Annotated in this window: 20 protein-coding genes and 1 pseudogene; 13 read left to right on the forward strand and 8 right to left on the reverse strand. The window is 60.3% G+C overall.

The genetic code is table 11. The features are described from left to right. Positions 1–14 precede the first annotated feature (14 nt). The 4 genes from phnA (at position 15) to ACSOSP_RS37800 (ending at position 6014) form a co-directional block, all read left to right on the forward strand. The gene (gene phnA / locus ACSOSP_RS37785) at positions 15–1283 is read left to right on the forward strand and encodes a phosphonoacetate hydrolase (protein WP_455314121.1); all 1269 of its coding nucleotides are present in this window, start codon (positions 15–17) and stop codon (positions 1281–1283) included. Next, positions 1280–2734 carry a phosphonoacetaldehyde dehydrogenase gene (phnY, locus tag ACSOSP_RS37790; protein ID WP_455314122.1) on the forward strand — a complete coding sequence of 485 codons (1455 nt, stop codon included), beginning with the start codon at positions 1280–1282 and terminating at the stop codon, positions 2732–2734. Before phnA ends, phnY begins: the two co-directional genes overlap by 4 nt. A gap of 3 nt (positions 2735–2737) precedes the next feature. Then, positions 2738–3301, forward strand: coding sequence for a phosphonate degradation HD-domain oxygenase (locus ACSOSP_RS37795; RefSeq protein WP_455314123.1), 564 nt, complete (start codon positions 2738–2740; stop codon positions 3299–3301). Between the two features lie 262 nt (positions 3302–3563). After that, entirely contained in the window at positions 3564–6014 is a 2451-nt protein-coding gene (locus ACSOSP_RS37800) for a glycogen/starch/alpha-glucan phosphorylase (protein ID WP_455314125.1), read from the forward strand. A gap of 81 nt (positions 6015–6095) precedes the next feature. On the opposite strand, the gene ACSOSP_RS37805 is transcribed toward ACSOSP_RS37800, so the two are convergent. Both ACSOSP_RS37805 and ACSOSP_RS37810 read right to left on the reverse strand, forming a co-directional pair. Beyond that, a complete protein-coding gene (locus ACSOSP_RS37805) occupies positions 6096–6425 on the reverse strand; it encodes a hypothetical protein (protein ID WP_455314126.1) in 330 nt (109 codons plus the stop codon). 106 nt (positions 6426–6531) lie between these two features. After that, the gene (locus ACSOSP_RS37810; protein WP_455314127.1) at positions 6532–6948 is read right to left on the reverse strand and encodes a DUF6232 family protein; all 417 of its coding nucleotides are present in this window, start codon (positions 6946–6948) and stop codon (positions 6532–6534) included. Positions 6949–7169: 221 nt separating this feature from the next. Between ACSOSP_RS37810 and ACSOSP_RS37815 the strand changes: the two genes are divergently transcribed. The 5 genes from ACSOSP_RS37815 (at position 7170) to ACSOSP_RS37835 (ending at position 10411) form a co-directional block, all read left to right on the forward strand. Further along, positions 7170–7544, forward strand: coding sequence for a YciI family protein (locus ACSOSP_RS37815; protein ID WP_455314128.1), 375 nt, complete (start codon positions 7170–7172; stop codon positions 7542–7544). 35 nt (positions 7545–7579) lie between these two features. Further along, positions 7580–7972: a VOC family protein gene (locus ACSOSP_RS37820; RefSeq protein WP_455314129.1), complete on the forward strand. Its 393-nt coding sequence runs from the start codon at positions 7580–7582 to the stop codon at positions 7970–7972. Positions 7973–8160: 188 nt separating this feature from the next. Then, complete coding sequence (locus ACSOSP_RS37825; RefSeq protein ID WP_455315362.1) at positions 8161–8844, forward strand: dihydrofolate reductase family protein; 684 nt, start codon at positions 8161–8163, stop codon at positions 8842–8844. Positions 8845–8964: 120 nt separating this feature from the next. Next, the gene (locus tag ACSOSP_RS37830) at positions 8965–9261 is read left to right on the forward strand and encodes an ArsR/SmtB family transcription factor (protein ID WP_455314130.1); all 297 of its coding nucleotides are present in this window, start codon (positions 8965–8967) and stop codon (positions 9259–9261) included. A gap of 88 nt (positions 9262–9349) precedes the next feature. Then, positions 9350–10411 (forward strand): alkene reductase, encoded by a 1062-nt coding sequence (locus ACSOSP_RS37835; RefSeq protein ID WP_455314131.1) that lies wholly within the window; start codon positions 9350–9352, stop codon positions 10409–10411. Positions 10412–10496: 85 nt separating this feature from the next. On the opposite strand, the gene ACSOSP_RS37840 is transcribed toward ACSOSP_RS37835, so the two are convergent. Then, positions 10497–13181 carry an excinuclease ABC subunit A gene (locus ACSOSP_RS37840; RefSeq protein WP_455314132.1) on the reverse strand — a complete coding sequence of 895 codons (2685 nt, stop codon included), beginning with the start codon at positions 13179–13181 and terminating at the stop codon, positions 10497–10499. 375 nt (positions 13182–13556) lie between these two features. Here ACSOSP_RS37840 and ACSOSP_RS37845 point away from each other — a divergent pair, with 375 nt between their 5' ends. After that, complete coding sequence (locus tag ACSOSP_RS37845) at positions 13557–13736, forward strand: hypothetical protein (protein WP_455314133.1); 180 nt, start codon at positions 13557–13559, stop codon at positions 13734–13736. Positions 13737–13926: 190 nt separating this feature from the next. After that, positions 13927–15582, forward strand: coding sequence for a bifunctional aspartate transaminase/aspartate 4-decarboxylase (locus ACSOSP_RS37850; RefSeq protein ID WP_455314134.1), 1656 nt, complete (start codon positions 13927–13929; stop codon positions 15580–15582). Between the two features lie 97 nt (positions 15583–15679). Here ACSOSP_RS37850 and ACSOSP_RS37855 read toward each other — a convergent pair whose 3' ends face one another. Beyond that, a complete protein-coding gene (locus tag ACSOSP_RS37855) occupies positions 15680–16855 on the reverse strand; it encodes a porin (RefSeq protein WP_455314135.1) in 1176 nt (391 codons plus the stop codon). 367 nt (positions 16856–17222) lie between these two features. On the opposite strand from ACSOSP_RS37855, the gene ACSOSP_RS37860 reads away from it, so the two are divergent. Further along, complete coding sequence (locus ACSOSP_RS37860; protein WP_455314136.1) at positions 17223–17591, forward strand: nuclear transport factor 2 family protein; 369 nt, start codon at positions 17223–17225, stop codon at positions 17589–17591. Positions 17592–17798: 207 nt separating this feature from the next. Here the strand turns inward: ACSOSP_RS37860 and motB are convergent. Continuing rightward, positions 17799–18752, reverse strand: a pseudogene (motB, locus tag ACSOSP_RS37865) (flagellar motor protein MotB); the annotation flags it as partial. A gap of 60 nt (positions 18753–18812) precedes the next feature. Next, positions 18813–19682 carry a flagellar motor stator protein MotA gene (gene motA, locus ACSOSP_RS37870; protein ID WP_455314137.1) on the reverse strand — a complete coding sequence of 290 codons (870 nt, stop codon included), beginning with the start codon at positions 19680–19682 and terminating at the stop codon, positions 18813–18815. Positions 19683–20020: 338 nt separating this feature from the next. Between motA and ACSOSP_RS37875 the strand changes: the two genes are divergently transcribed. Then, entirely contained in the window at positions 20021–20293 is a 273-nt protein-coding gene (locus ACSOSP_RS37875) for a hypothetical protein (protein WP_455314138.1), read from the forward strand. Positions 20294–20407: 114 nt separating this feature from the next. Here the strand turns inward: ACSOSP_RS37875 and ACSOSP_RS37880 are convergent, their stop codons facing one another. Together ACSOSP_RS37880 and ACSOSP_RS37885 are read right to left on the reverse strand one after the other, a co-directional pair. Next, entirely contained in the window at positions 20408–20578 is a 171-nt protein-coding gene (locus ACSOSP_RS37880) for a hypothetical protein (protein ID WP_455314139.1), read from the reverse strand. 108 nt (positions 20579–20686) lie between these two features. Further along, positions 20687–22153, reverse strand: coding sequence for an MFS transporter (locus tag ACSOSP_RS37885; RefSeq protein WP_455314140.1), 1467 nt, complete (start codon positions 22151–22153; stop codon positions 20687–20689). Between the last annotated feature and the right edge of the window lie 206 nt (positions 22154–22359).

Here is a 22359-nt window from a genome sequence, read left to right on the forward strand (position 1 = left end):
CGGAAAGGAACCTTATGTCCACGTCCACCGAAATGCTCATGGAAGTTAATGGCCGCGCTTATGGTCCGGCGCGCGCGCTGACCGTGGTCGTCTGCGTCGACGGCTGCGAATACGATTACCTGGAAGCGGCCGTTGCGGCGGGCGTCGCACCGTTTATCGGCACGATGCTGCGTGGCGGGTCCGCCTTTCGCGCCGACTGCGTGATTCCGTCGTTCACCAACCCGAACAACCTGTCGATCGTGACGGGCGTACCGCCTTCTGTGCATGGCATTTGCGGCAACTATTTCTTCGACCCGCAAGCGAACGGCGGCAAGGGCGCCGAAGTGATGATGAACGACCCGGCCTACCTTCGCGCCAGCACGATCCTCGCCGCCGCAGCGCAACGCGGCGAGAAGGTGGCCGTGGTTACCGCAAAGGACAAGTTGCGCCGTCTGCTTGGCTGGCAACTCGACGGCATCTGTTTCTCGGCGGAGAAAGCGGACGCGGTGACGCTTGCTGAGAACGGCATCGAGAACGTGCTGGAACTGGTCGGCAAGCCCGTACCGGACGTCTATAGCGCAGACCTTTCCGAGTTCGTGTTCGCGGCGGGCGTACGGCTTGCCGAGACTCGCAAGCTTGACATCATGTATCTGTCGACCACGGACTACGTGCAGCACAAATGCGCGCCTGGCACGGACGGCGCGAACGCGTTCTACGCGATGATGGACGGTTATCTCGCGCGCCTGAACGAACTCGGCGCGGTGATCGGCCTGACTGCCGACCATGGCATGAACGCGAAGCACGACGTCGCAACGGGCGAGCCGAACGTGGTGTATTTGCAAGACTGGCTGGACGAAACGCTCGATGTTCCGAATGCGCGTGTGATCCTGCCGATCACTGATCCCTACGTGGTTCACCACGGAGCGCTGGGTTCGTTCGCGACCATCTACCTGCCTGCTTCCGTCGATGCAAAAGCATTGGCGGCGCGCATTGCTGCACTGCCGGGCGTGGATATCGTGCTCGACAACGCGGCGGCTTGCGAGCGCTTCGAGCTGCCGAACGATCGCGTGGGGGATCTCGTGGTCGTGAGCGGACGCAACACGGTACTCGGTACTCGCCGCGCGGAGCATGACCTGTCGGGATTGAACGTACCGTTGCGCTCGCATGGCGGCGTGTCCGAGCAGGAAGTGCCCTTGCTGTTCAATCGTCCAACCGATGGTTTTGAAGCAAGGCAAGAAGGAAAGCGCCTGCGCAACTTCGACGTTTTCAACATCGCGTTGAACCATCTGGAGCTTGCATCATGAGCGCCGTTCTTGCGGTTGAGCAGCATGCGCTGCGGGTTGAAAAGCTGCGCCTGAAGGGCGAGCGTGTGGCGCGTTCACGCACTATCGATGTTTTCGATCCTTACACGAACACCCTCGTTGGCACCGTGCCAATGGCAAGCGTCGACGATGTGCGCGATGCATTCGAGTACGCGGCGAACTACCGCTCGACGCTGACGCGTTATGAACGCTCGCAGATTCTCGAGCGTGCTGCTGCGTTGCTGCGTGAGCGCACGGAAGAAGCGTCGGATCTGATTTCGCTTGAATCGGGTTTGTCGAAGCAGGACTCGCGCTATGAAATCGGCCGCGTGGCGGACGTCTTCAAATTTGCCGCAATGGAAGCGTTGCGCGACGACGGCCAGAGTTTTTCCTGTGACCTGACTCCGCACGGCAAGGCGCGCCGCGTGTTCTCGCAACGTGAGCCGCTGGCCGGTGTGATTGTCGCCATCACGCCGTTCAATCATCCGATGAATCAGGTTGCGCACAAGCTTGCACCGGCTATCGCGACGAATAATCGCGTCATCCTGAAGCCGTCGGAGAAGGTGCCGCTATCGGCTTATTACCTGGCCGACGTGTTGGTCGAAGCCGGATTGCCCGCACCCATGCTGCAGGTTTTAACGGGCGACCCGCGCGAGATTGCTGACGAACTCGTCACGAACCCGCACGCCGATCTCGTCACTTTTACCGGTGGTGTAGCCATCGGCAAGGAAATTGCGGCGAGGGCGGGGTATCGGCGCGTAGTGCTGGAACTTGGCGGCAACGATCCGCTGATCGTGCTCGACGACGCCGACCTGGAGCGCGCGGCAACGCTGGCCGTGCAAGGCTCGTACAAGAATTCCGGGCAACGCTGCACGGCGGTCAAGCGGATGCTCGTGCAGAAGGGCGTGGCTGCACGGTTCACGGAACTCGTCGTGGAAAAGACGCTCGCATGGCGTCATGGCGATCCCTTCGATCCCGCCAACGAGATGGGCACGGTCATCGACGAGGCGGCGGCCAAATTGTTCGAGGCACGCGTGAACGAAGCGGTATCGAAAGGTGCACGGTTGCTGTGCGGCAATCACCGCCATGGGGCGTTGTATTCGCCCACAGTGCTGGATCGTGTCAATCCTTCCATGACGCTGGTGCGTGAAGAAACCTTCGGGCCCGTGTCCCCGATCATCGAATTCGATAGCATCGACGACGCCATTCGTATCAGCAACGGCACGGCCTTCGGGTTGTCGTCCGGCCTGTGTACGGACAGGGCGGACCTGATCACGCGTTTCGTGAACGAACTGCGCGTGGGTACCGTGAATGTGTGGGAAGTGCCGGGTTACCGGATCGAGCTGACACCGTTTGGCGGCATCAAGGATTCGGGCCTGGGTTACAAGGAAGGCGTGCAGGAAGCGATGAAAAGCTTCACGAACCTCAAGACCTTTTCTTTACCCTGGGCTTAAATCATGGCGCTTACGCTGACTGACATCCGGCATCTTTTCAATACCTACGGCGCCATTGCCTATAGCGGCGAACCGGTCACGCAACTCCAGCATGCGTTGCAGACGGCGGCACTGGCCGAGGAAGCGGGCGCTGACGAAACACTCGTTGGCGCGGCGTTCCTGCACGACCTGGGTCACCTGCTCAATCTCCAGGGCGAGACGCCGAGCGAACGGGGTATTGACGACCTGCACCAGTATTTCGCGCTGCCGTTCCTGCGGCCGCTGTTCGGCAACGCCGTACTCGAGCCGATCCGCCTGCATGTGGATGCGAAGCGCTGTCTATGTGCGATTGATGACAATTATTTTTCAACACTATCCGCGGATTCGGTCCGTAGCCTGAAACTGCAAGGAGGCATTTTCAGCAAGGAGGAAGCGGACGATTTCATGAGCAAGCCTTTCGCGCAGGACGCGCTTTCACTACGCCGCTGGGATGATCTTGCCAAGCGCCCGGAGCGTGTTACGCCTGAGCTCGACCACTATATTCAGCTAATCGAAAGGCTGGCGGAAGGCCACCGCACGGCGGCGTAAATCCAGGTTCGCACCGAATTATGATCAGGAAACCAAAGTAATTTGACAATTCTGGTCATGGGGCAGCCTGGTTGTTCCCGATGACGGAAATGCGACAAATGGACGGAGCGCCAGCGGATGTCGTGCCAATTCCACGGCGGCCGGGGCCATTACCAAAAAAATAAAAATAGCGTAACCTGCCTGTTCACCCGGCCCCGTCCCGCTTGACAGAACGCGGCTCGCACCTAGCGCGTTGTCCAGCAATGCATTTCTGGAGAGTTCGATGACATCCGTCGACCTGGAATTCGAACAGCTGAACAGCACCGTCGATGCGCTCAGGCGCTCCATTTCCAACCGTCTCATGTACGGAGTCGGCAAGGATGCCGTCACCGCGCAGCCGCGCGACTGGCTTCATGCCGCTGAACTGGCGGTCCGCGACCGGCTGGTGGCGCGCTGGATGAAAACCACGCGCCAGCAGTACGAGCAGGACGTCAAGCGTGTTTATTACCTGTCGATGGAGTTCCTCATCGGCCGGACTTTTACCAATGCTTTGCTTGCGCTCGGCATCCACGACGAAGTCCGTGACGCCCTTGCCGGCCTTGGCATCGACTTGAACACCCTCGAGAACCTGGAGCCCGATGCCGCGCTCGGCAACGGCGGCCTGGGCCGCCTTGCCGCGTGTTTTCTCGACTCCATGGCGACTGTCGGCATTCCCGGTTTTGGTTACGGCATCCGTTATGAATACGGCATGTTCCGGCAGACGATCGTGGACGGAAATCAGGTCGAGACGCCCGATTACTGGCTGCGTGCGGGCAATGCGTGGGAGTTTCCGCGCCCGGAAGTGAATTACGTGATCCATTTCGGCGGCAGTACGGTACGTCACGGCGACCGCACCGAATGGATCGACACGGAACACGTGAACGCCATGGCGTACGACACCGTGATCCCCGGTTTCGCCACGACCGCGACCAATACATTGCGGCTCTGGTCGGCGCGGGCGACCGATGAATTCGACCTGTCCGCGTTCAACCAGGGCGATTACCGCCGCTCGGTGGAAGCCAAGAACACCTCGGAACACGTATCACGCCTGCTGTATCCGGACGACTCCACGCAGGCCGGCCGCGAACTGCGTTTGCGTCAGGAATACTTCTTTGTGTCCGCGACGATGCAGGATCTGATCCGCCGCTATCAACGCACGCACACGCATTTTGGGCGGCTGGCGGAGAAGGTCGCGGTGCATCTGAACGACACTCATCCGGTGCTGGCCATTCCCGAACTGATGCGTTTGCTGGTCGATATCCATCATTTGCCGTGGGAGAAGGCCTGGAAGCTCGTGCAACAGATGTTCTCGTACACGAACCACACGCTGATGCCCGAGGCGCTGGAAACCTGGGACGTGGAAATGCTGGCGCGGCTGTTGCCGCGCCACCTCGAGATCATCTTCGACATCAACGCGGATTTTCTCAAGCAGGTGGGTGAGAAGTTCGGGCGCGACGTCGACCTGATCCGCCGCATTTCGCTGGTGGATGAATATGGTCAGCGGCGTGTGCGCATGGCGCATCTGGCGATTGTTGCGAGCCACACGGTGAATGGTGTGTCGAAGCTGCATTCGCAGTTGATGACGCAAAACATCTTCGCCGATTTCGCGCGCATGTACCCCGAGCGTTTCACTAACGTGACGAACGGCATCACGCCGCGCCGGTGGTTGTCGCAGGCGAGTCCGAAGCTGTCGTCGTTAATCGATGAACGGCTTGGACCGCGCTGGCGAACCGATTTGTTCGAGCTGGCCCGGCTGCGTGAATGGCGCGATGATCCCGAGTTCACCAAAGCTTTCCATGACGCGAAGTTCGCCAGCAAGGTCCGGCTGGCCGCGCGCGCGAAGCTTGAGACGGGGGCGATCATCGACCCGAACGCGCTGTTCGATTTGCAGGTGAAGCGCATCCACGAATACAAGCGGCAGCTGCTTAACATCCTGCACGTGATCGTGCGGTACAACCGGATCCGCGAGCAGCCGGAGAAGGCGTGGACACCGCGCGTGGTGATGTTCGCCGGCAAGGCGGCGTCGGCGTACAAGATGGCCAAGACGATCATCAAGTTGATCAACGACGTGTCGGAGAAGGTCAACAACGACCCGTTGATTGGTGACCGGCTGAAGGTCGGCTTCATCCCGAACTACGGCGTGAGCGTGGCCGAACTGATCATTCCGGCGGCGGATTTATCGCAGCAGATTTCGATGGCCGGAACTGAAGCGTCGGGCACGGGCAATATGAAGCTCGCGTTGAACGGGGCGTTGACTATCGGGACGCTGGATGGCGCGAACATCGAGATCTGCGATGCTGTCGGGCGCGAGAACATGTTCATCTTTGGGCACTCGACTGAAGAGATCGATGCGCTGCGGGCGACCGGATACAGGCCGCGGCATATCTACGAAGAGAACCCGGAACTGAAGATGGCGCTGGACCAGATTCGGCTTGGGCATTTTTCGCCGGACCAGCCGCATCGGTTCTACGACATCTTCCATACGCTGGTGGATTGGGGCGACCATTACATGGTGCTCGCTGACTTCGACAGTTTCGACAAAGCTCAGGCCGACGTCGACGCGAAGTTCCTCGACAAGGAAGCGTGGACGCGCAGTGCGATTGAAAACGTCGCGGGGATGGGGATTTTTTCGTCAGACCGGACGATTGCGGAGTACGCCAGGCATATCTGGCATGTCGAGCCTTTGATTGTCTAGCGTTTGATCAGGTTTTGGCTCGCGCCAGTGCACGGGATGTCGGACGGCCGCCGGCGCGAGCAAATTAAACCAAAACTCAAATTAACGCCGCAGCGTGAACGTGGTCGCGTGGCCCAAGGTGGCCCGCTCGAACCGGGAAGTCACCACCCCGATCACATCACTCAGCGTCCGCGAAGGCACTTCAACGTGCAGCGTGACGCATTCATGCCGGCGATCTGTCGCGACCACCTGCATGCGGGCCTCACCCCCCAGCGCCTTCTGCAAGACGCGGCGCGGCCCGCTGGAGTCAAGCCCCGGCAGGATGAGATCGAACGCAACTACCGTGTGAAGTTTTCGCGTGGGCCGCACGAACGGCTGGGCGGCAGGGACAGAATGGGATCGGACCGGGGAAGCAACGCTTGCCTGAAGCATCGGATGGTGCGCCGTCTCGCGACGGGCGGTGGTGGGAACAACACCACTTTAGCCAGCGCCGCATTAACAACGGGCATCGATCGCTGCGGTCCGTGTAAAGAAAGCGTTAAATAGATGCGGGCGCAGCTGGGGGCGCAGACGTCGGCGCCGCAGGAATACTTTCGCGCACCAGCTTCGCCACGCGCTGCGCGAACTCCTCGTCCTTCGTCGTGAACACCTCACGCTCGCCTGCCGGTGTTGTCACATACATCCTGTAGATCACGTCCTGCGTAATCCACGACAGATATCCCACCACCGCGATCATCACGCCCAGCAGCAACGCCGGTCCCGAGCCAAGAATTCCTCCCGTCACCGCCACGATCAGACCGATCACACCCAGCGCAATGGGCAAGGGCTTCTGCCGCGGCACCATCACCACCGTTGCGCCGCGCAAATCGCGTAACGGAAACAACTGCCCCGACGCGCTCAGGCCGGCGCGGGCAAACGTAATACCTCGTTCGTTGAAAGGGAGATCCTGTTGCATGGTTCGAAGTCTTGTCGGCGGAAAGAAAGGCGCAGATTAACAGACCCGCCGAGCCCCGGGCATCCCGCCGATCGTCGCATAAGAATTCAGCCTGGCGCAGAGCCGGCCGGGCGCCCTTGTCCCGTCCGTTACATTTCGATACTTTTTCGCAGCCGTTTTCTGTCGATTTCGATCCCGCTCGCGCGTCTATCGGGTGAAGCCACCCCTGACCGGAGACATCGATGAAATTCCTGTGCCTCATTTTCTTTGACGAACGTGTGCTCGACGACCTGTCGAAACGACAGTACGACGCGCTGGTCGACGAATCCCTGGCATACGACGAACGCCTTCGAGAGGGCAATCATTTCATCGCGGCGCAGGCGCTTCAGTCCGCGAAGGAAGCGGTCACGTTGCGGGTCCGCGGCGAACATGTCTCGATCACCGACGGCCCATTCGCCGAGACCAAGGAGCAGGTGGGCGGCTTTCTTCTGATCGAGGCACGCGACATGAATGAAGCCATGCGCGTGGCTTCCGGCTTTCCCGGCGCGCGCCTGGGCGGTGTTGAAGTGCGGCCGGTCAAGGAATTGCGCGCGTCGTGGTCGGACACTGCCATTTGAGCGCCCATTTGAGCGCCTGCTTGAAGGAGCAAACGATGCAAACACTATTGAAGGACAGCCCCGCGTTCAGCGGCTTCGCAGTGAAGGATCTTGCTGAAGCGAAGGCGTTTTACAGCGAGACCCTCGGGCTCGAGGTGACGAGCGAGCCCATGGGCATACTCAAACTGCATCTGGCCGGGGGCAACAACGTACTGGTCTATCCCAAGCACGATCATGTGCCGGCGACGTACACGGTGCTGAACTTCCCGGTCGATAGCGTGGACCAGGCAGTCGACACGCTGAGCGCACGCGGCGTGAATTTCGAACACTACGACATGCCGAGTCTCAAGACCGATGCCAAGGGGATCTGCCGTGGCTCCGAAGGCCCGGTGATTGCCTGGTTCAAGGACCCGGCGGGCAATATTTTCTCGGTGCTCGAAGAGCGGTAAGGAGATAAGGGTTACTGGCTGCGTTCGAGCCGTGCCGCGCGATCCAGGGGACGAACGAGACCACGCGCGTCCCTTCGATGCCGTCGCGTTCCGGCGTTCCGGAAGGTTCGGTGCTGCTCCCCTCGGCTAGCGGCGCGGAACACTACTTGCTGCATCGCTCGGTTTCCCCAACGCCCGGACCGACGCCGATGAAGCCCTATATTGTTTGCCACATGATGTCTTCCATCGATGGCCGCAGTCTTACCGACGGATGGCATCTGGACTTTGCGTCCGATCTCTACGAGAACACCGCCGGCACCTTTGAAGCCGATGGCTGGATTTGCGGCCGCGTCACGATGCAGGAAATCGCGCACGGAGAAGGTTATCCGAAGGGCCTCGCGAAGCAGGCTGTTCCTCGCACAAACCACTTCGCCCAACGCGGCGCGGATCAGTACGCCATTTCCATTGATCCGAAAGGACTGGTTGAATGGAAGTCGAATACCGCCTTGAAGTCGCACGTGATCGAAGTGGTGACGGAGCAGGTCTGCGATGACTTCCTCGCTTATCTTCAGTCGATTGACGTGTCCTATGTTTTGGGCGGCAAGACGGAGATCGACCTGGCTGAGGTAGTCAATACGCTTGAACGCGAGCTGGGCGTGAAGAAGCTGATCGTGGAAGGCGGCTCGCACGTAAGCGGCGCATTCGTGAATGCCGGTCTGGTGGATGAGGTGAGCGTGCTGATCCTGCCGCTCGTGGATGGCCGCAGCGAGCATCCGTCGTCATTCGAGGTCGCGATGGATGCATGGAAAGGTCCGGCGTATCTGACGCTTGCATCGGTCGAGCAGGTCGCTCCTGACGCGGTCTGGCTGCGGTATAAGCGCAAAACGGCCTGAAGAGGAAAGGGCAAGCGTTGGGACTCGGGATTACCCCTATCGGCGGAGTGGGTTGCTTGCATATCGTATTTTTACGAAATATACTTCGGTTCATCGCGATTCTACTTAAAGCCGTTTTTCATGGATATCGACGCCATTCACAAGGCCCTGGCCAATCCTGTGCGCCGCGAGATTCTCGCGTGGCTCAAGGAGCCAGAGATCTACTTCCCGGAGCAGCAGTTTCCGCTCGTGAATGGCGTATGCGCGGGTCAGATCGACGCGCGTTGCGATATGTCTCAATCCACTGTGTCGGCTCACCTGGCCACGCTTCACAAAGCGGGTTTGGTGACCTCCAAGCGGGTTGGGCAGTGGATATTTTTCAGGCGCGACGAAGCGGTCATTCAGGCGTTTCTGGATCAGCTTCATAACGGGCTTTAACGGCCTCCAACGGCCTCTGACGCTTCAGCTTGTTCACCTTGTTCCGGTTGCTGATTGTCACTACAACCTATTTAGGAATACTTTAAAAATGCCAAATCTTTTCGACCCGCTCAAAGTTGGTGCCTTCAATCTTCGTAACCGCGTCATCATGGCGCCGCTTACGCGTCAGCGCGCAGGTGTTGAACGTGTGCCCAACGCGTTGATGGCGCAGTATTACGCCGAACGCGCCGCAGCCGGCATGATCCTGAGTGAAGCGACTTCAGTCACGCCCCAGGGCGTGGGTTACGCTGAAACGCCGGGCATCTGGTCGGACGAGCAGGTCGAAGGCTGGAAGCTCGTGACGAAAGCGGTCCACGACGCAGGCGGCACGATCCTGCTGCAACTGTGGCACGTCGGCCGGATCTCGGACCCGATCTTCCTCAACGGCGACTTGCCTGTCGCGCCGAGCGCAATTGCGGCGCAAGGCAATGTGAGCCTGGTGCGGCCGCAGCGCGCATTCGTGACGCCGCGCGCACTCGAACTCGACGAGATCAAAGGGGTGGTTGCAGCTTTCCGCAAGGGTGCCGAGAACGCAAAGCTTGCCGGTTTCGATGGCGTTGAAGTGCACGGCGCGAACGGTTATTTGCTTGACCAATTCCTCCAGGACAGCACGAACCAACGCACGGACATCTACGGCGGCTCGATCGAAAATCGCGCACGCCTGATGCTCGAAGTGGTCGACGCAGCTATTGACGTGTGGGGCGCTGACCGGGTTGGCATGCACCTCGCGCCGCGCGCCGATTCGCACAGCATGGGCGACAGCGATCGCGCTGCGACCTTCGGCTACGTTGCACGTGAGCTGGGCAAACGCAAGATCGCCTTCATTGCCGCACGTGAACGCGTGGGCGAAGACTCGATCGGACCGCAGTTGAAGCGCGACTTCGGCGGCGTTTATATCGCTAACGAGAAGTTCACCAAGGAAAGCGCCCAGGCGGCGCTCGACCGTGGTGACGCCGATGCCGTCGCGTGGGGACAGTTGTTCATCGCCAACCCCGATCTCGTGAAACGCTTCGAAAGCGATGCAGCGTTGAATGCGCCGATCCCAGAGACGTTCTACGCTCGCGGTACCGAAGGGTACACGGACTATCCGACACTCGAGACCATGGACTAAGCGTTCCGGTTTTGGCTTGCGGCAGCCGGTGGCTCTTATGGAGTCGCCGGCTGTTTTTTTATTGGTTTCGCCCTTGAACAAGCGCTCAGGACAGGCAGGCCTTCAGATACCTCGACGTATGGCCGGTTTTGCCGCGCTTCACCACGTGTTCCGGCGTGCCGCTGACGACCACCTTTCCGCCTTCCTCGCCCGCGCCGGGGCCAATGTCGATGACCCAGTCACTTTGGGCCGCCACCCGCATGTCGTGCTCGACGACAATCACGGTGTTACCTGCATCGACCAGCCCTTGCAATTGAATCAGCAAGCGGTCGCTGTCCGTGGAATGCAGTCCCGTCGTGGGTTCATCCAGGATGTAAAGCGTCTCGCCCCGCTGCGCTCGCTGAAGTTCGGTCGCGAGCTTGATGCGCTGCGCCTCGCCGCCGGACAATTCAGTCGCCGGTTGGCCCAGGCGCAAATAACCCAGTCCAATGTCCTTGAGCACGGTCAACGCGCGCATGATCTGCGGCTCATCGACAAAGAACGTGTATGCCGTATCCACGGTCATCTGCAGTACGTCCGAAATATTCTTCCCTTGCCACTCGATCTCCAGCGTCTCCGGGTTGTAGCGCGTTCCTGCGCACGTTGAACACGGTGCATACACGCTCGGCATGAACAGCAGTTCGACGCTCACGAATCCCTCGCCCTCGCAGGTCGGGCACCGGCCCTTCGCCACATTGAACGAGAACCGGCCCGCATCATAACGGCGACGATGCGCCGCGGGCGTCTGGGCGAACAACTTGCGCACGTGATCGAAGAGGCCGGTGTAGGTCGCAAGATTCGAACGCGGCGTGCGTCCTATAGGCTTCTGATCGACACGAACCAGCCGCCGGATTCTCTCCATCCCCGCCGTTATCTCGCCGCCGGTCGGGATGTCCTCGACATCCAGCAGCGGATCGCGCTCTTCATCCGTTTCTGCTGCGATCGGCCGGCCAAGCCGTTGCGCGACCAACTCGGGCAGCGCCTGGCTGACGAGGCTGGATTTGCCCGAGCCCGAAACCCCCGTGACCGTCGTGAAGCAGCCGAGCGGGAAAGCGACGTCGAGATCGTGCAAGTTATTACGCGTCACCTTCTCGAGCCGCAGCCAGTCCACCGGCGTGCGCTTTGAACGCGGTGTCGGCCGGTAATCTCCAAACAGATGCAGCCGCGTTTGCGATTCCTCGATGTCCGCCAGACCGGCCGGCGGTCCGCTATATACAATCTCTCCGCCCGCCGTGCCCGCGGCCGGACCCACATCCACCAGCCAGTCCGCCCGGCGCATCATCTCCAGGTCATGCTCGACCACGAACAGGGAATTGCCTGCGGCCTTCAGGCGCCGCAACGCGCTGAACAACGCTTCGCCATCGGCGGGGTGAAGACCGGCGGAGGGTTCATCGAGGACATAGATCACCCCGAACAACTGCGAGGCGAGTTGCGTCGCAAGCCGAAGCCGCTGCAACTCGCCCGAAGACAAGGTCGGCGTGCCCCGGTCCAGCGCCAGATACCCCAGGCCGAGATCGATCAGCGTGCTCAGGCGTTCGAGCAACTCGTTTGCAATCCGCTGGGCCGCAACCTGCTTCTCCCTGGATTGATTCGTAGTCCGTCTGATATCGGGAGATGCCTTGTGTTCCGAGCCGCCGGACGCGACCCGTCGCGCGACGGCTGCCCGCATCTCGTCTTTGCTCAATATCTCGCCGGCCGATGGCGCTGCCGCTGCCGATATCGACATGTTTGCGCCCTCTGGTGCTTCGCCGCGAGCAACAGGCCGCAAGACATCGGCGACACGGGCGAGCGGCATCTGCGATAACTCGCCTATATCCAGTCCCGCGAACGTCACGGACAATGCCTCGGGCTTCAATCGCTTGCCATGGCACGACGGGCATGCGCTGCTCACCATGAAACGCGACACGCGTTTCTTCATCAACGCGCTTTGCGTGTTGGCGAATGTGTGCAGCACATAGCGTCGTGCGCCTGTAAACGTGCCCTGGTAGCTCGGTTCCGCGTGGCGCTTGAGCGCCGCGCGTGTCTCTTGCGGCGTCATGCCGGCATACACGGGAGCGCTTGGCGTCTCGTCCGTGAACAGGATCCAGTCGCGGTCTTTCTTCGGCAAGTCGCGCCATGGTTTGTCGACGTCGAACCCCAGCGTGACCAGGATGTCGCGCAGGTTCTGACCATGCCATGCCGGCGGCCACGCAGCGACTGCGCGCTCACGGATAGTCAGCGAGTCGTCGGGCACCATCGATTGCTCGGTCACCTCGTAGACGCGTCCCAGACCGTGACACGTGGGACACGCTCCTTGCACGGTGTTCGGCGAGAAATCCTCGGCGAACAGCATGGGCTGTTTCGCCGGGTAGGCGCCGGTGCGCGAGTACAGCATGCGCACGAGGCTGGACAGCGTGGTCACGCTGCCCACCGACGAGCGTGCGTTGGGCGTACCGCGTTGCTGCTGCAGAGCGACAGCGGGCGGCAAGCCCTCGATGGAATCCACTTCCGGAACCCCGACCTGATCGATGAGGCGACGCGCATAGGGCGCGACCGATTCGAAATAACGGCGCTGCGCTTCGGCATAGAGCGTGCCGAACGCCAATGACGACTTGCCCGATCCCGAGACGCCGGTAAAGACGACGAGCGCGTCGCGCGGGATGTCGACATCGATGTTGCGCAGGTTGTGCTCACGGGCGCCCCTGACTCGTACGAAACCGCTCAGGGAAGGATGAGGTGATGAGTCTTCGGACTTCTTGTTTCGAGTTGGCATGCGCATTAAGCCGTTGTGTGGTTCAGTTTGCGAGCGTGGCATCCAGCGTATGTCCGGACACCATGAGGAAACCGCCTGCCGCTTTGCCGGGCAGATTATGGACAGTTTAAGTGGCTTGCGCAGCTTGGCGGCCTGCAAGTGGTAAGCGAGTAGCTCAAGAGCGGCTATTGATCCCGCATGGCACATGCCAGCATATTCAGTGCACTGACAGGCTGGATATTTACCCGGGTTTGTCGAATGGTTAAAGAAACCCCGGTGACCTGGATTGAATTGAGTAGCAAGTCTGTTATGTTTCTGTTCTTGAAGTGAAAATCACGTGCGGCTCTGATATTTTATTGCGTTCGGCAACACGGATGAAGGATCGCGGCTATTTAAATGCTTGTGATGAAATCGCTCGCTGCCGATGCCAGCAAAAAAGCTGCAGCGGCAAGCCCCGTCACAAAAGATCCACCGATTACGCCTGACGTTTTCTCCCCCGGACTATTAACTCGCAGGCTTGGCGGAGGAAGCCTGGATTATTTCATTGCTCAAAATTATCCTGCTCATAATGCATAAGCCAAGTCGTGCATTGACTTCCAGCCCGGTTGCGAATATCAGTTCACGAGGTGCGGTTTAGTATCCTGATAAGCATCTGCAATCAAAGACGCATAACCTGAAAATTCATTGCCGCTTTTATCCCAAAGGGACTGACGTTTCCCCGGGAACGTCGCTCTTTCAAGCAGTCGATCATTTCTGGAGGTGTTGGATGGCAAAATCTACAAAGGCGGGCTCGCAGGAACAATCCAAGATCGCGGCGCTCAGCCCGTTCGAACTCAAGGACGAATTGATCAAGGCTGCCGGCGGCGGCGCGGTCGAGCGTCCGGCCAACGCGGCCATGCTCAACGCAGGCCGGGGCAACCCCAACTTCCTCGCCACCATTCCACGCCACGGCTTCTGGCAACTCGGCCTTTTCGCCATGCGAGAGTCGGAGCGCTCGTTCGCCCACATGCCCGAAGGGCTGGGCGGCTTTCCGAAGCGCGAAGGGCTGGAAGAGCGCTTTGAAATCTTTGCGCGCGACAACAAGGGCGTTCCCGGCATCGACTTCCTGCGTGGCGTGCTGTCATATGTGCGCGACCAGCTCGGTCTTAACGGCAGCGAATTCCTGTACGAAATGTGCGAGGGGATTCTTGCGTCGAACTATCCGGTGCCGGACCGGATGCTGAAGTTGTCGGAGGTGATTGTGGCGCACTACCTCAAGAAGGAAATGATCGGCAAACACCCGTTCGTTGGCGACTTCGATATCTTCGCGACTGAAGGCGGGACCGCCGCCATGACCTACATTTTCAACACGATGCGCGAGAATCACCTGATCAAACCCGGCGACACCATCGCGCTCGGCTCGCCCATCTTTACGCCCTACATAGAGATCCCGACGCTCAACGATTACCAGTTGAACGTAGTCAATCTGGATGCCGACGTGGAGCTCGGCTGGCAGTACTCGAAGAAGGAGCTCGACAAGCTGCGCGATCCGAAGGTGAAGGCGTTCTTCCTCGTGAATCCGAGCAATCCGCCCTCCGTCAAGATGAATACCGAAAGCCTGGAATACATCGCGCAGATCGTGAAGGAACGGCCGGACCTGATCCTGCTGACCGACGACGTATATGGCACCTTCGCCGATGACTTCGTCTCGCTGTTCGCGCTGTGTCCGAAGAACACCATCCTCGTGTATTCGTATTCGAAGTACTTCGGCGCGACGGGCTGGCGGCTCGGCACGATCGCGATGCATCGCGAGAACGTGATCGATGAACTGATCCGCAAGCTGCCGAAGGAACAGCGCAAGGAATTGCATGAGCGCTATGAGTCGATCACCACCGAGCCGGAGAACCTGAAGTTCATCGACCGCCTGGTGGCCGACAGCCGCACCGTCGCGCTGAACCACACGGCCGGGCTCTCCACGCCTCAGCAAGTGCAGATGGTGCTGTTCTCGCTCTTCGCGCTGATGGATACCCCCGAGGCCTACAAGAACGCGCTCAAGCGCCTGATTCGCGGCCGCAAGGAGGCGTTGTACAAGGAGATCGGGATTTCGTTTGACGACAGCGACGTGAACCAGGTCGATTACTACACCATCATCGACCTCGAATTCCTCGGCAATCGTGCGTATGGGCCGGAGTTCGTCACATGGCTCTTCGAGAACACCGAGCCCTCAGAGCTGCTGTTCCGGCTTGCGAAGGAAGCACGCGTGGTGCTCTTGCCGGGGCGCGGCTTTGGCACGCAGCATCCGTCGGGACGCGTATCGCTCGCAAACCTTAACGAGAGCGACTACAAGGCAATCGGCCGCGCGATGCGCAAGCTGATGGAGGAATACGTCGAGCGCTATAACGCGGCAACGGGCAAGTCGCTCGATAAAAACAAGGTGCTCTGATAGTTTTTGGACGCCTGGTGTTTCAGGCGCCGAATGGAAAACGGGCCACTGGGAATGAATCCATCCCAGTGGCCCGTTTCAACATCTAAAAGCTGCTTTAGAACTTGTGGCGAATACCCACGCGTGCAGCGATCTGTTCGTTCGAACCGCCACCCGACGTGCCGAAGTAACTCGTGCTCGAACCGATCTGCGCTTGCACCGGCGTGTTGCCATTCGAACCCGACGCATGTTGATAGATACCCAGCACGTAGACATCGGTACGCTTGCTCAGCGCGTAGTCCACGCTTGCGTCGACCTGGTTCCACTTGCCCTTCGCGGCGTCGGTGAGCTTCATGTACGTGTAGCCGAGGCCGCCCGTGAGAGCCGGCGTGAACGCATACTTGCCGCCGATTTCATACGCGTTGAACTTCGACGTCGCGCCCGTGATGGATTCAAAGCGCGTGTTGGTCCAGAGGCCGAACACCGTTGCAGCAGCGAACTTGTAGCTCGCGCCAATACCGTATGTGCGCAGATCCTTCGAACCGCCCGTCGCCACGTTCGCAATGCTCGTGCTGAACGCCGGCGTCGACGAGCCCGGGTAGTGGATGTCCGTGTAAGCCGCGCCAATACCGAACGGGCCGCCGGCGTAGTTCACGCCGAAGCTGTATGCGCGCGACGAACCTTGCGTCGTGACGCCTGCGGTCGTGGTCGTGGGCGAGCCTTCGAATGCGCCGGCCTGGTTCGAGAAACCGTACAAGCCGCCGAACGTCACGCCGTGGAAGTTCGCGCTGCTGAACTTGATCGAGTTGTTGATGCGGCTCGACGTGAGCTGGTCGACGTCGTTGATGTGATACGCGTAGTTGCCTGCAACCGTCTGGCCGCCGATGGAATACGAACCGCCGAGGTAATCGGTCGAGAACGTGTATTGCCGGCCGAGGGTCACCGAGCCGATATCCGACTTCGAAATCCCGACAAACGCTTGGCGGCCGAATTCCGCGCCGCCCTGGCCGAGCGTGCCGTTGCCGCTATTGAAGCCGCTCTCCAACGTGAAGATCGCCTTCAGGCCGCCGCCCAGGTCTTCAGCACCGCGCAGGCCCCAACGGCTGCCTTGCGACACGCCATCGTCATACTTGAAATTCTTCGAGCTGCCCGTGCCCGCAGCGCTGTGGTTCACATAGCTGATACCGGCGTCGATGAGGCCGTAGAGCGTGACGCTGCTTTGAGCTTGAGCGGAAGTAGCAAATGCAGCGAATGCCGCCGTTGCAGCAGTGGCGAGCAGTGTTTTACGGTTCAAAACGTTCTCCCTGAGCGTGGGTGTGAGTAAGCGATACAAATGATTGACGCGAATGAATGACGCAACTAAGTTCGTGCAAACAAGTGATGCGCGGCATCGGACTCTGACGGTCCGTAGCTGGCGACGGGCGGACTTTAGCTAAGCCGTGTGTAAGGTAGATGACAGTTGTTTTTAAGCAACGACTACAGAAAAAATACTTCCGGTAAGGTTCTGGAGCGGTTGCACGACGACTAATTGGCTGACGTATCGACCCTGACAATGCCGCTCGTCGATGGGCTTCGGACGCTATGCGGGGAGGGCGCGGGAGCATGCTTCAGCAAGTCATTGCGCTATGCTGGCGGCTCACCTTCAAGCCAGGAACGAAGCGATGACAGAGAGCGTGATTGCGGAACTGGAAGGGCGATTGCGGGATGCCATGCTTGCATCGGACGTGGATGTGCTCGATGCGCTGCTAGCCGACGACCTCACGTTCGTCGATGCAACAGGCAGGGTGTGGAGTAAGGCCGACGACCTGAACGCGCATCGCCATGGGATACAGCGGATCGAGCGGCTGGAGATCAAGGAACAGACGGTGCGCGTGTACGACAAGAGCGCGGTGACGCTCACGCATGCGGCGCTCGCCGGCCAATTTGGCGGGGTGCCGCTCTCGGCCGACTTGCGCTACACGCGCATGTGGGTGGAGACGCAGAGCGGCTGGCGGATCGCCGCCGCTCACTGCAGCGTGCTAGCCTTTTAAGGCGGCCGTGGCGGTTGCCGGCGCAGCAAGCGGCTTCGCCGGGTGCTCGGCCGCTTGCGCCGAAGTCACGGCATCTGTGATCTGGGACCTGACGGCCGCCAAAGACGCGGCGCTTGCGGGCTTCGACAGCATGGCCGCAGGGATCACGCTGCTTGCCGCCTTCGATCCGGCAGCCGCAGGAATGATTGAACTTGCCACCTTCGACCCAGCGGCCGCTGGAATCGTTGAGCTGGCCGGTTGCGATTCATCCACGGCAGTGCGCCCGCCGTCCGCGAAGAAGGTCTGTTCAGCCGCCTTGTTCAGCACCAGGATGCTGATGCGCCGGTTGGTCGGTTCGTCGGCGACGGCCTTGTTGAGCGGCAATACATCGGCGAGTCCGCGCACTTGCAGGATCTTGCCTTCGTTCATCCCCCCTGCAATCAACGCGCGGCGTGCAGCGTTTGCCCGTTCGCTCGACAACTCCCAGTTCGAATAACCTGCCTGACCGCCCGAGTACGGCACGGCGTCCGTGTGTCCGGCGATCGACACGCGGTTGTCCACGTCGTTGAGCGAGGAGCCGATCTGCCCGAGGATGGTCACCACGTACGATTCCAGCTTCGCGCTGCCTGAAGGGAACATCGGCCGCTTGAGTGAGTCGACGATCTCGATGCGCAAGCCTTCGCTCGTGATGTCGATGCGGATCTGATCCTTGTACGCGGCAAGCGCCGGCGTGCGTTCGATCAACGCGCTGAGCTTCTGCTTGAGTTGCTTCAGGCGCTGCGCGTCTTCCTTCGCGGCCGCTTCCGCGGCCGCGCGCACGGTCGTCTTCGGCAACGGCTGTGTCTGGCTCTTGGTCGCCTCTCCCGGACGCGAACTGGAGAGATCGCGCCCGCCGCCCTGGATCACGCTCGAGCGTGCGGCGCCGCTGCCGTCCTTGCCGCCGAATACCGTCGACAGTGGCGCGTTGAAATAGTCTTCAATCCCCTGCTTGTCGTACTTCGAGGTCGAGCCGAGCAGCCACATGAGCAGGAAGAACGCCATCATGGCCGTGACGAAGTCCGCGTAGGCGATCTTCCATGCGCCGCCATGATGGCCGCCGTGTCCGGATTTCTTCTTGCGTTTCACTACCACGGTCGGCGAAAGCACCGACTGCATGGGGTCGCGAGAGGAGTTGTCAGCCATGAGCGAACCTTTGGGTCATGTGCGCTATGCGGGGGATGCGCGCCGGGCGGGACAGGCTCGTCATGCTGACTTCGTCTGCTTGGTGGCGCGGACGGCTTCGTCGAGTTCCTTGAAGGTCGGGCGATCCACGGTGAACAATACCTTGCGCCCGAACTCAACAGCGATCGCCGGTGCATAGCCGTTCATCGACGCGAGCAGCACGGACTTCACGCACTGGAATGGCTTGGCTTCGGCCTGTCCTTTTGCAGCCAGCAGATCGGCGAGCGGCCCGAAGAAACCATAAGCGAGCAGGATGCCGAGGAAGGTGCCGACCAGCGCGCCTGCGATCATTTCGCCAAGAATCGCGGGCGCCGCGCCCACCGAACCCATGGTATGCACGACGCCCATCACGGCCGCGACAATACCGAACGCGGGCAGGCCGTCGGCCATCTTCTGGATGGCGCCGCCTGCCAGCGCTGTCTCCGTGTGATGCGTCTCGAGTTCTTCGTCCATCAGGTCCTGCATCTCGAGCGCGTTGATGTTGCCGCTCGACATCATGCGCAGGTAGTCGACGATGAATTCCAGCAGATGATGATCGTTCAGCACGTGTTCGTACTTCTTGAACGTAGGGCTATTCTCCGGCGCTTCCACGTCGACCTCTAGCGCCATCATCCCTTCCTTGCGCGCCTTCTGAAGCAGCTCGTACAGCAGCGCGATGAGCTGCACGTACTTTTCCTTCGAGTAGCCGCCCGCTTTGAACGCAGTGGGGATGGCCTTGAGCGTCTTCTTGAGCGTCGCCACAGGATTCGAAACGACGAACGCACCTATTGCTGCGCCAAAGATGCACAGCAACTCGAAGGGTTGGAACAGTGCGGCCAGATGACCGCCTACGCCCAGGAAACTGCCGATCACCGACCCGATGACCACGACCCAGCCAATGACAACAAACATGCTCTCTCCGCTTGATTTTGTTGGGCTTCGTTTGAATAAAGCTGTCCTAGACCTTAACGGCAAGCGAGGCGGCAGATTTAGGGTAGGACGAAGGTATCTTTTCTCCCGGGGCTTAATTAACACGGCAAAAGTTACTTTGACAGAGCGTGTTGCGAGGACCGAAGCGATGTGATTTGTTGAACGAGGCTACGAGAAATTGGAGGTTCAACGGTCTTCGGAATAACGCTGAAGACAGACGCGTTGGTTAATCATCAGATGATTAACAATAAACGAACAGGGTGCGGAACGTTTTATGCGTGCCCTGGCTCGACCTCCATTACTACAGGCGAACCCTCGCGATGATTCAAACTTTCGAACAAACCATCGATGGCAAGCCGGAGCAATTCTGTGCAACCATCGCAGACGGCGGCAGCCCGCAACGCGTCATCATCAGCCGGGCGGATTCGGCGAAGTCGCTGGTGATTGTCGAGGCTTCAGGGATCATCGGCGCGATCAAGGCCGAGGTCGAAGCGCCGGAAACGTTCGTCGCTGAAGCCGTGCGCAAGGCACAGCAGGAAGGGTTGATCGAACGAGCGCTCGCATCGGGCGAAATCCTGACAACGACCCTTTGATTTGCGCGTCATCGGCCCCAAAAAAAGGCCATAAAAGACCACAAAGCCCAGCCGAAAAAATGTCCGCCGGTTAAACACAGGCGGGCATTTTTCTGCTGATCCGGGACTGCAAAATCAAAGACGCGGTGTACCGTTGTTCGGATCCGCAGGTACCAGCGGCGTTGCTGAATCCGGACCATCGGGTGAGTCGGGATCGTCCGGAGGCGGCGGTGAATCGGGGTCGAGCAATTCATCGGGATCGGGTTCGATCGGCAGGTAGGTGGGGTCCGGCGGCGGCGTGGACATGTCCTGTTCCTCACTAGCGGTCGGCGGACCGCGCGTTGCACGGGAAGTGCGTGTAACAAACCGGACGCAACGAGCGTTCCCGGCGCCCTTGGCGTGCTTGCGTCACGCTCAGTGGCGCGCCCCCGAGCCACATTTAACCGATATCGCCTGCGGTGCTTTATCGTCCTTTGCACGCTTGCTATCGAGCGCCCGCCACGCGAGGACGGCGGCGAATAACAACAACGCCACCGATGCCCCCGCCGACGCCTTGACACCTGTCACGATCTGCGCGCTTTCCGCCATGCCCGAGTGACTCGCCAACGCGCCAAACGCGGCGACGCCTATCGCGCCGCCTGCTTGCCGCGCGGTGTTCAGCACAGCCGACGCCGTGCCTGCCCGATCCGGCGCAACCGTGCCCAACACGGCGGTTGTCATCGCGGGAACGGCGAGTCCCATGCCCGTCGGAATCAGCAGGAAAGGCAGCAGCAATGCAACCACGGGCGTGGACGCATTGACGAAAAGAAGCGCGGCAAAACCGGTTGCATCGATCAATGCGCCAACGATCATCGGCAAGCGCGAGCCGAAGCGCGCGACGACTACGCCGCTCGCGAGATTCGACAACAGGAACCCCCCGGTGAGCGGCAGGAACGCGAGCCCGGTTTCCAAAGGGGTATGGCCAAGCACGCGCTGCAGGTACAGGCTCAGCACGAACACCATGCCGTAATACGTGAGGTTCACGCAGATGCCGAACACCGTGGCCGAATTGAACGTGCGGTTGCGAAACAACGCGGGAGGCAGCATGGGTGCCGATGCCCGCCGTTCGACCAGCACAAGCGCCACGGCCGCGAGCAGCGCCACGGCAATTCCGCCGATCACCAGCGGGTGCGTCAGGCCCAATGGCCGCAGTTCGATCATCGCGCCGACGAAACCGGTCAGCGCAACGGTCGCCAAGATTTGCCCGGGCAAGTCGATACCGCGCGCTTGTGCCTGTTGCTCCGGTTTCTTATCGGCGATCCACGCATAGGTCGCCACGATCCCTGCTACGCATAGCGGCACGTTGACCCAGAAAATGCTGCGCCAGCCGAACGCCGCAATCAGCAGGCCGCCTACGATCGGCCCAGCAGCAATCGAGACTGCGCCCGCTGCCGTCCACAAGCCCACGGCACGCGCCCGCAAGCCGTCTTCGTGACCGCAAGCCTGGTTTAGCAGTACCAGGGAGTTGGGCAGCATCGCGGCGGCCCCTATGCCCTGCAATGCGCGTGCAGCAACCAGTTGGGTCGCGTCCATCGCAAACCCGCAAGCAGCCGACGCCACCCCGAACAGCATCAGGCCCGCGACGAACAAACGGCGTGCGCCGAAACGGTCGCCCAGCACGCCTGCCGAGAGCATCAGCGCGGCGAAGGCGAGCGCGTAAGCGTCGACGGTCCACTGCAGGCCCGCCACGCTCGCGTGCAGGTCGCGTCCAATGCTGGCGAGCGCCACATTGACGATCGTGACATCGAGTTGAGAGACCACGAAACCCATGCTGGCCGTGGTGACGATCAGCGCCTGGCGAGTGCTCAGCCCGGCGCGTGCGGAGGAAAGGTTCGAGTTCATGAAGACCAGCTTATCGGCCCGCAGCGCCCGACGTTTCCGTGGTTCGTGAAATATGCAGCACGACTTTTCGCGGCCGTGCGCGTCCTTGCGAAGCCATTCAAAACCACCCGACATAGCGTTCAGGCAGCACCTGCTTTGAAAGGCCGGACGCTGTTACCTATCGGCACAAACAGTGACTTCGCAAGACATATTGAAAGCATTTGTGA

It is taken from the genome of Caballeronia sp. KNU42 (assembly GCF_053760385.1).

Coding starts and splice junctions, on each gene's coding strand:
- ACSOSP_RS37850 (WP_455314134.1), top strand. CDS start 13,927: ATGGCAAAATCTACAAAGGCGGGCTCGCAGGAACAATCCAAGATCGCG.
- ACSOSP_RS37875 (WP_455314138.1), top strand. CDS start 20,021: ATGATTCAAACTTTCGAACAAACCATCGATGGCAAGCCGGAGCAATTC.
- ACSOSP_RS37835 (WP_455314131.1), top strand. CDS start 9,350: ATGCCAAATCTTTTCGACCCGCTCAAAGTTGGTGCCTTCAATCTTCGT.
- ACSOSP_RS37845 (WP_455314133.1), top strand. CDS start 13,557: ATGCTTGTGATGAAATCGCTCGCTGCCGATGCCAGCAAAAAAGCTGCA.
- ACSOSP_RS37810 (WP_455314127.1), bottom strand. CDS start 6,948: ATGCAACAGGATCTCCCTTTCAACGAACGAGGTATTACGTTTGCCCGC.
- ACSOSP_RS37860 (WP_455314136.1), top strand. CDS start 17,223: ATGACAGAGAGCGTGATTGCGGAACTGGAAGGGCGATTGCGGGATGCC.
- motA (WP_455314137.1), bottom strand. CDS start 19,682: ATGTTTGTTGTCATTGGCTGGGTCGTGGTCATCGGGTCGGTGATCGGC.
- ACSOSP_RS37805 (WP_455314126.1), bottom strand. CDS start 6,425: ATGCTTCAGGCAAGCGTTGCTTCCCCGGTCCGATCCCATTCTGTCCCT.
- ACSOSP_RS37815 (WP_455314128.1), top strand. CDS start 7,170: ATGAAATTCCTGTGCCTCATTTTCTTTGACGAACGTGTGCTCGACGAC.
- phnY (WP_455314122.1), top strand. CDS start 1,280: ATGAGCGCCGTTCTTGCGGTTGAGCAGCATGCGCTGCGGGTTGAAAAG.
- ACSOSP_RS37885 (WP_455314140.1), bottom strand. CDS start 22,153: ATGAACTCGAACCTTTCCTCCGCACGCGCCGGGCTGAGCACTCGCCAG.
- ACSOSP_RS37880 (WP_455314139.1), bottom strand. CDS start 20,578: ATGTCCACGCCGCCGCCGGACCCCACCTACCTGCCGATCGAACCCGAT.
- ACSOSP_RS37795 (WP_455314123.1), top strand. CDS start 2,738: ATGGCGCTTACGCTGACTGACATCCGGCATCTTTTCAATACCTACGGC.
- ACSOSP_RS37820 (WP_455314129.1), top strand. CDS start 7,580: ATGCAAACACTATTGAAGGACAGCCCCGCGTTCAGCGGCTTCGCAGTG.
- ACSOSP_RS37825 (WP_455315362.1), top strand. CDS start 8,161: ATGAAGCCCTATATTGTTTGCCACATGATGTCTTCCATCGATGGCCGC.
- phnA (WP_455314121.1), top strand. CDS start 15: ATGTCCACGTCCACCGAAATGCTCATGGAAGTTAATGGCCGCGCTTAT.
- ACSOSP_RS37830 (WP_455314130.1), top strand. CDS start 8,965: ATGGATATCGACGCCATTCACAAGGCCCTGGCCAATCCTGTGCGCCGC.
- ACSOSP_RS37800 (WP_455314125.1), top strand. CDS start 3,564: ATGACATCCGTCGACCTGGAATTCGAACAGCTGAACAGCACCGTCGAT.
- ACSOSP_RS37840 (WP_455314132.1), bottom strand. CDS start 13,181: ATGCCAACTCGAAACAAGAAGTCCGAAGACTCATCACCTCATCCTTCC.